This is a genomic window from Thalassolituus alkanivorans, from assembly GCF_020447205.1.
Lineage (GTDB): Bacteria > Pseudomonadota > Gammaproteobacteria > Pseudomonadales > Oceanobacteraceae > Venatoribacter > Venatoribacter alkanivorans.
Window position 1 is genome coordinate 142897 of the sequence record NZ_JAJAEL010000012.1, and the last position, 8881, is coordinate 151777.

General features: G+C 54.7%; 3 protein-coding genes and 1 riboswitch. Of the genes, 2 read left to right on the forward strand and 1 reads right to left on the reverse strand.

Features of this window, described 5'->3' with window-relative positions; genetic code table 11:
- Positions 1-98: 98 nt before the first annotated feature.
- Complete coding sequence (locus LGT44_RS08455) at positions 99-2099, forward strand: DNA topoisomerase III (RefSeq protein WP_230331090.1); 2001 nt, start codon at positions 99-101, stop codon at positions 2097-2099.
- Positions 2100-2124: 25 nt separating this feature from the next.
- Here LGT44_RS08455 and LGT44_RS08460 read toward each other — a convergent pair whose 3' ends face one another.
- A complete protein-coding gene (locus LGT44_RS08460; protein WP_230331091.1) occupies positions 2125-5625 on the reverse strand; it encodes an ATP-binding protein in 3501 nt (1166 codons plus the stop codon).
- A 283-nt stretch (positions 5626-5908) separates the two neighbouring features.
- A riboswitch (cobalamin riboswitch) is annotated at positions 5909-6120 on the forward strand.
- Between the two features lie 123 nt (positions 6121-6243).
- Here LGT44_RS08460 and LGT44_RS08465 point away from each other — a divergent pair.
- Positions 6244-8881, forward strand: a 2638-nt coding sequence (locus LGT44_RS08465; protein WP_230333561.1) for a cobaltochelatase subunit CobN, incomplete at its 3' end; no start/stop codon positions are given.

Here is an 8881-nt window from a genome sequence, read left to right on the forward strand (position 1 = left end):
GAGCGTTTTGTTAAAAGAGCCCGGCAATACGCGCAGGCGCTGGCACGTGAACAGGGGCTCGGCTATGATGAGTGCTGTATAAAAATACAGTTATTTCCATGCGCCTGATTATTGCCGAAAAACCCAGCCTTGGCCGTGCCATCGCCGCCGTGCTGCCCAAGCCACACAGTAAGGGCGAGGGATTTATCCGTGCCGCCAACGGCGACGTGGTGAGCTGGTGTATTGGCCATCTGTTAGAGCAGGCAGAACCGGATGCCTACGATCCGGCTTTTAAACAGTGGCGGCTCGATCATCTGCCGATTGTACCTGCGCAGTGGCAACTGCAGGCCAAAGCGCAAACCCGTAAGCAGTTAACCGTGCTGCGCAAGCTGGTGAAAGAAGCCGGCAGTCTGGTACATGCCGGCGATCCCGACCGTGAAGGCCAGTTGCTGGTGGACGAGGTTATTGAATTTCTGAAAGTGCCCGCGGCCAAGCGTCAGGCAATGCAGCGACTGTTAATCAGTGATTTAAACCCGCAGGCGGTGAGCCGGGCATTGCAGCAACTGCGCTCTAATCAGGAGTTTATTCCGCTGTCGGTGTCGGCGCTGGCGCGCTCCCGTGCCGACTGGCTGTATGGCATCAACCTGACCCGCGCGTACACCATAAAAGGTCGTCAGGGCGGAGTTAACAGCGTGTTATCCGTTGGCCGGGTGCAGACGCCGGTACTGGGGCTGGTGGTGCGCCGTGATGAGGAAATAGCTGACTTCATCAGCAAGCCTTTTTACGAGGTGCAGGCGGCTGTTCATTTAACGGCAGAGTCCCCCCTGAGTTTCTACGCCAACTGGCAGCCGAGCGATGCCTGTGCCGCGCATCAGGATGAGGAAGGCCGGGTGCTGAATCCGAAGCTGGCCGCCAATGTGGCTGCCCGTATCCGTCAGCAACCGGCGCAGGTTGAACAGGTTGAGCGTAAAGAAAAAAAGCAGGCGCCGCCGCTGCCGTTTAATTTATCGGCGTTGCAGATTGATGCCGCCAAAGCGCTGGGCATGAGTGCGCAGCAGGTTCTGGACGGAGCACAGAGCCTGTATGAAAAGCATCAGTTAATTACCTACCCGCGCTCCGATTGCCGTTACTTACCACAGGAACATTTTGCCCAGCGCCAGCAGGTTCTGAGCGCTATCAGTGCGCACAGTGAAGCACTGGCTTCCGCCTGCGCTCAGGCCGACAGCTCAATCCGCAGTCAGGCCTGGAATGATGCCAAAGTGGGGGCACACCATGCGATTATTCCAACCGCCAAAGCACTGCCTGGCGGACGGCTGAGCAGCAGTGAACAAAAACTCTATGCGCTGATCGCCCGCCAGTATCTGCTGCAGTTTTTTCCGCATTATGAATACGCCGATACCAGAATCAGCCTGACCATCAGTGGTGGACATTTTACCGCCAGTGAGCGTGAAACCCTGAAGCCGGGCTGGAAAGTCTTACTGCCACAAAGGGAAAATCAGGCGACGGCTAAAGCACCATTGCCGCCGTTAACGGCAGGACAGATGCTGTGGAGCGGAGAACCTTTGCTGCAGGAAAAACACACCCAGCCACCGGCACATTTTACCGATGCCTCTTTGCTGGCAGCGATGACCGGTATCGGCCGCTTTGTGCAGGACAAGGCGCTGAAAAGCATTCTGAAAGAAACCGATGGATTAGGAACAGAAGCAACCCGCGCCGGTATTATTGAGCTGTTATTTAAACGCCGGTTTCTGCAGCGTGAGGGCAAAAGTATCCGCGCTACTGCTCTGGGAAAAGCGCTGATTAATGCGCTGCCGGAAGCAGCCACAAGGCCGGACATGACAGCGCAGTGGGAAAAGCAATTACAGGATATTGCCCATAAAAGTCTGAATTATACGGCCTTTATGCAGCCGCTTACTGAGCAGCTGCAGCACCTCATCAGCCTGGCGCTGACAGCCGATAGTGTGCAGTTTTCGGGGTTAGCGGGAAGTGCAGCGAATACTGCAGGCAGGCGCAAATACAGCACGGGGAAAAAGAGCGTCAGCAGGGCAGGCGCTGCGGGAAAAAGTAACAGCACAGCGGGCCGGCGCAGGAAAAAAGCACCGGCGGCAGGCCCTAATTAACCGCGTGTCTCTGAGCAGGCAGCATTTATGCCGGCTGATTTTCCTGCAGGCATTCCATCAGCGTATTGTAGCAAGGCGTCAGATGCTGACTGAGACTTTGCAGGCGGCTGTTATCCTGCTCACGGGCTGCCTGTTCCAGCAATGCGCTGAGTGCCATTAACTGCATACCACCAATATTTCCGGCCACGCCTTTCAGTGTGTGCGCCTGTGCCTGAATACTGCTGATATCCTGTGCCGCCAGCGCATCCTGCAATGCCTGCAGCGTTTCTCCGGATGTATTGATAAATAATTCCACGACCCGGATCAGAATACTTTCCCTGTTCATCAGACGCTGTAAGGCGCCGGCACGGTCCCATACTGTCTGGCTGCTGACCTCAGCCGGAAGCCTGTCGTCATTCTGCATAAGATTGTCTGCCTGTCTCATATTATCCTCCCTGGAGGGTGGCTGTTTTTCTTCACCGGGCGTCAGCCAGGCACTGAGAGCATGTTGAAAACTGTTTATATCGATAGGTTTACTCAGATAATCATTCATTCCGGACAACAGACAGCTCTCTTTGTCACCGGCCATTGCCCCTGCAGTCATGGCGATAATGGTGATTGACCGGTAGCGTTCACCGGCATTACCCGCGCGGATTTTTTTCGTTGCGGCAAAGCCATCAAGAACCGGCATCTGGCAGTCCATCAGAATCAGATCAAAAGGTTCGTCGTCGCTGCTTTGTTGCAGTTTTTCCAGAGCCGCCATGCCGTTGTCAGCACTGTCGACAGCAAATCCCATGCTTTCCAGCAGGCCACAGGCGACCTCCTGATTAATAGCATTGTCATCCACAACCAGAACATGATGACGGCGTCCGTCTGGAGTGCATAAAGGAAAACGGCTACTGCTGTCAGCGGTGCTCAGGTGCGCACTATGTTTCGGAGTCCGCCCACCGCAGACGGCGTCGAGATCAGCTGGCGCGACCGGGCGGGTCAGGCTGGTGGCCTGCAGTTCGGCTGGTAATTGGGGTAACTTATTGTCGTAGCCCGGAGGCACCAGCACGATCAGCCTGCCGCGAAAAATGCCTTGTTGCAGGGTGGTCAGCAGGGAACCGCGCAGCCAGTGGATATCGAGTAATAAATAATCCGCAGGTGGGGTATTACCGATCATCAGTCCGGCTTGCTCTGCGCTGTGTATCGCAAGAAATTCTCCGCCCCGATTATGGATAATATTTCCCAGCGCCTGTTGCAGTGCTTTGTTATCACAGGCAATCAGCCAGTGCTGGTCATGCAGGGAGACGTCCGGAGTATCCTGGTCATTTCCGGAACCGGCACGGAGCAATATATCGAAAGCGATGGTTGTGCCTTCTTCACTGCTGCCCTGCACGCTGATCTGCCCCTGCATTAACGTGCAAAGCTGTCTGCAGATAGACAAACCGAGGCCGGTGCCGCCGAATTTGCGGGTGGTGCTGTTATCGACCTGATTAAAGGCTTCAAACAGTTTTTCGTGATGATCAGGGGGAATTCCAATACCGGTATCCGTCAGCGAACAGAACAGGCGGATATCGCCATTGTCTTCTTCTGCAGTGGAAGCCTTGAGAATAATTTCGCCGGCGGGAGTGAACTTCACGGCATTGGATGTCAGGTTGGAAATAATCTGCTGCAGTCTGGCCGGGTCTCCTTGCACACGGTCATGCTCAATCGCGGCAATATCCAGTATAAACTCGATATTGGAATCAAATGCCGGAACCGATGCACTGGCGGCGACAGAACTGAGTAATGCCGTCAGACTGAAGTCGGTTTTCTCAAGCTGCAGTTTGCCTGCACCTATTTTTGAAAAGTCGAGAATGTCGTTGATCTGTGCGGTCAGAGCCGAGGCACTGCTTTCCGCTATGTGGATATAGTGCTGTTGTTTCTCGTTACTGCATTCCCGTTTTAATAATGACAGCATCCCCATGATGCCATTAATAGGGGTTCGGATTTCATGGCTGACATTCGCGATAAACAGGCTTTTGGCCTGCTGCGCTTCCTGTATTGCTTTTTCCAGCTCCTGGGTACGCTCTTTTACCTGATCCTCCAGACTGGTATTCATTCGTGCGATTTTTTCGTTCAGTAAATGCTGTTCGGTAATATTCCGGATACTGATTGCACAGCCAATAGTCTTTTGCTCAATAATAATGGGATAAATACTGGCCGAAATATGCAGTTTTTCACCCTTCTGAGTTCTTGCCCGGGTCTCACACTGGGTGAATACTTTGCCGGATAACACATCGGAAATCATATCCGGTGTGATCTGCTGATTATTACTGTCAAGAATCGTGTTAAATAGTGTTTTTCCTATCACTGTTTGTTCATGGTGGCCGAACATAACAGTGGCTCCACTGTTCCAGCTGTCGATTTTTCCATCCGGATTAATACCGATAATGGCATCGGTTGAATAATTAATAATGGCCCGGGCGGTTGATCTGGCCGTCAGCAGTGCCATACGTGCTTCTATACGGCGCTGGTAAAGCCAGGCGATTGATACTGCGAATAACAGCAGTACGGCAATCAGCAACAGAACTTTAAGACGTATGCTGTCTAACTGGCTTTCTATATCTTCGGCAGAAAAGGCGGTATGCAGGTCAAGGTAGTGTCCGGTACCCGGGCCGTCGAGGAAGATGCGACGGGAGTACGAATAAATAATATCATCCTTTGGACTGTTTTTACGTTTGAAGATGTTTTTGTGATTATCAACTGCAACAGGTTCTGAATCGGTTTTCCAGTTGCTTTGCGGATCATATTCGTAACGGAACTCTTCTTTAGTGTCGGGATTTATCAGATACCCGCCGGTATCATTCAGCAGAAATATCTGCATATTGTTCGGGGTGTCACTTTTAAGATTTCTGAGCAGTGTATCGGCATCAAAGTTAATGATTACAAAGCCAAAAAAACGGTTTTCTGAATCGAAAACGGACTTGGAGATCCGGTAGGTCGGCCAGGCCGGAGTCTCAATTTTATTGTGTTCACGGTTAAGGTTGATGGCCGAGATATAGATTTCATCTTTATTCAGTTTTTCGGTATCAGAAAAGTAACTGCGTTGTCCTTTTTCCTGCAGGTCTTCCTCTGCGGTAATGCGGATCATGCCATTTTTTCGTTCGACCCTAACCAGCTCCCGGCCATTATTGGCTTTACCGATAAAGCGGATCTGACGGATCTCCTCATTGGCAGCAATAAAACCGGTAAAAATAGTCTGCAGGCGTTGTTTCCATTGTTGCGTTGTGGTGTTGTCGAGCTGATCTTTACCATCGTTCTCCATTGCTCTGACAATGCCGCTGATGGGAGGGGTGCTATGAATAAAGCGGACTTTATCTTTATCGGTGTTCAGCGTTTTCAGAAAATAATTGGCGCGCAATGCAGCCTGCTCACTCAGCTCAGAAAAGGCTTTCTTGTAGGCTTCGTCACGGCTGTGGCTCTCGATCAATGCCATCAGTATGCCGCATAGCAATAAAGCAACCAGACCGGTGACAATAAAAAACCTGCGCATTGTGGGCAGGTTAGCGCTGCTGCTCATGTTGGATCCTTGCCACAGACCCGTGGCCTGCGAGTGGTGTTAGCCCCTGAAAAACGGAGCAATTCTCCTGGAATTTATGCTGGTCCGCTGCGCGGTACTGTCTGACATGATTTGTAGCGGCTACCTTCTGTAACACTGCATGATTACGGGTAACCGTGACAGGAGCAGCACCTCCGGGCATTGGATCCATCGACGTTTCCCAACGTATTAAACTTAGCTGCTATTCGTATCCGGTCAATGGCATAAGGCGGCATCTTCATCTTTCGTTCGTGCCTCTCTGCAGGTATCCTCTGCGCCCTCAGGTGCCCGGCTTATGCCGGGATAATCGGGAAACAGGTTCAATGCCTGTGCTGCCCCCGCAACGGTAATGACAGCCAGCCCAACGCTGTGCTGAACCACACACCACTGTCGCTGTAAGGCGTATGGGAAGGTTGTGGTGCTGCTGATGATCAGCAGAGTCTGAGCCCGGAGACCGGCCTGAATACAAACAGATAAACAGGCGGGGTGTCCTGGAAAGCTGGTTTCAGGTCGTCTCTGCTCTGCGCCCCGCGCAGTCTTCCCCTGTTGCTGTTTTCTGCTGCCCGCCGCGCCACTCTGGTGATTACTGACGGGTACCTGATGATGTCTTTGTTACGGCTGGCTTTGCTGGCACTCCTGTTTCTTCCGGCCCAGTTGCTGGCCGCTGCTGACCGGTACGCACTGGTACTGGTGTCAGACCGTTCGGCGGCAAGGATTGTGGCGGCAGCGCATCAGTACCTGCAGCAGGCGGCGGAGTTATCCATTCAGGTACGGACTTCCAGTCAGATCAATCAGCTGGATGATGATCAGTTGCAGCAACTGGTTGCAGGTGCCGGGCAGTTGCTGTTTCTGGGAATCTTTGCCGAGCCGGTAGAACGGCTGTTAGCACTTCCTTACCCCCCAACTCAGACCCGGATCATACTGAACAGCGACCGGCGTTTGCTGGCACTGCATCAGGATGATCTGGGGGGACGCTTTCCCGCGCTTTCATCCGCCGCCGCACAGCCCTTACTGCAGGCACTGAACCCTTCTGACGGAAACATGCAACAGCAATTGCAGGCCCTGCAGCAGCAGTGGCCTGCTCTGGCGCAGTGGTTACAGATGCGGGCTTACTGGCAAAACCGTGGGCAGCAGAATGATCAGGCCCTGCTGAATCTGCTGCTGCACAGCGGGCAGCCCTGGCAGCCAGTGCAGATCCAGCAGGACGAACGCTATTTTCTCTATCAGGCTGCTCAGTCGCAGGCGCTGAGTGCAGCGGCACTGGGTCAGCGTCTGGCGCAGGAGCCGGCACGTCCGCTGGTGATGATCATCGACCATGACAGTGGCGATCAGGCCGGTGAGTGGGATCTGCATCAGCAACTCTGCCGTTCTTTTACGTCGGCTTTGTGTGTATCTGCACTGGCTGCCTGGGGCGAGGCCAGTCGTCAGGCAAGCAGCCAGTTGCTGCAGTGGGCCACGGATCGCCCGGCACTGCTGATCAGTCTGCAGGACTTCGTGATTGGTGGCGGAGATGGCCGCGAAGCCGTTACCCGTGCTTTCAGTTCTGCCAGTATTCCGGTGCTGAAGGGCATCCGCCTGCTGGAGCAGAATGCGGCCAGCTATCCGTACAGCAGTGAGGGGATTCCCGCTGACAGCGTGCATTACCGGATAGCAATGCCCGAGCTGCAGGGAATCAGCCAGCCTCAGGTGCTGGCGCTGGCCAGTCCGGCGGTGCTGGACCGGCAGACCGGTGCGCGTCTGTTACAGAGTGCACCGCTGCCGGATGAAATCGCCCATTTTGCCCAGCGCGCACAGAACTGGCTGCACCTGCAGCAGAGCGCTAACTACGATAAACGCCTTGCCATCATTTACTACAACCACCCGCCGGGGCGGCACAATATCGGTGCCGACAACCTGAATGTGGTTGAGTCTCTGTGGCAGATACTGCAGCGCCTGCAGCGCGAAGGTTATGATCTGGGCGATCCACAGGCTTTGCCGGGCAGTACTGCCGAGCTGCTGGATCTGCTGCAACAGAAGGCCGTCAATCTGCCGCAGGATGCCAGTGCCCTGCAGACGATGAGCGCCCAGGTGCAGAGCATGAGTGCAGCGACTTACCGCCAGTGGCTGCAACGTCAGCCGCCGCAGGTTCAGGCTGAGCTGGAGGATGGGCCGCTGGCGGCCCTGCATCAGAGCCTGCGGGGGTATGCCGCGCAGGCCGCCGGGTTGGACGCACAGAGCCGGGTGACGCTGCAGACGCTGCTGCAGGATCAGCTGCACAGCCGTCTGCACGATATCCGTTACGTACTCGACGGTGTCCGCAGTCAGTACCGCGAACGGGCGCTGAATCTGCTCGGTCAGCTGCAGGCCCTGTATCCGTCACTGCTGCAGCAACCATTAACGGCCGAAGGCTGGACGCAGGCAGATGCTCTGGTGCAGGCGTTGCTGGAGTTACGTATCGAAGGATTACGGGGCTGGGGCAAAGCACCGGGCAAGGTGATGGTGTGGAATGAGCGGCTGCTGTTGCCGGGCGTACAGTTTGGCAAGGTATTTCTGGGGCCGCAGCCACCCCGTGGCTGGGAGCTGAACGAAGAACTGCTGCATGCCAATATGACCTTTCCGCCGACGCATCAGTATCTGGCGTTCTATCACTTTCTGGCGGATGAATTCCGTGCCGATGCACTGATTCACCTCGGACGCCACTCCACCTACGAGTTTTTGCCCGGCAAGCGAACAGGGCTGCTGGCCAGTGATTATCCACGGCTGGTCGCGGCCGATATTCCCGGTATTTACCCCTACATCGTTGATGGCGTGGGTGAAGGTATTCAGGCCAAACGCCGTGGCTTAGCGGTGATGGTTGATCATCTGACGCCACCGCTGGCGACTACCCAGCTGTACGACGGTCTGCTGGAGCTGCGGCAGCTGATTGAAAGTGCCGAAGCGGCCAGCGACCCGCTCAGCAGGCAGAAAGCGGTCAGTCAGTTGCGCGAGCGTATCGACGCGCTGAACCTGCGGGATGAACTGAGTGCCATCATGGATGAAGAATTACAGCTGCGGGGTATTGGTTTTAACGATATTGATGATGAATTCCTGTTGCATGAGACCGGCCACTATCTGACCCATCTGCAGGAAGAATTTATGCCCCTAGGACTGCATGTGTTTGGCCGCCGCTGGGATGACAGCGCGGTGGCAACCATGCTGACCTCAATGCAGCAGGACAATAACTGGAGCCCGGAGCGCCAGAGTCGCTACCGGCAGGCCC

Excerpts from the sequence above, each read along its gene's own strand:
- LGT44_RS08455 (WP_230331090.1), top strand. The coding sequence starts at position 99 with ATGCGCCTGATTATTGCCGAAAAACCCAGCCTTGGCCGTGCCATCGCC.
- LGT44_RS08460 (WP_230331091.1), bottom strand. The coding sequence starts at position 5,625 with ATGAGCAGCAGCGCTAACCTGCCCACAATGCGCAGGTTTTTTATTGTC.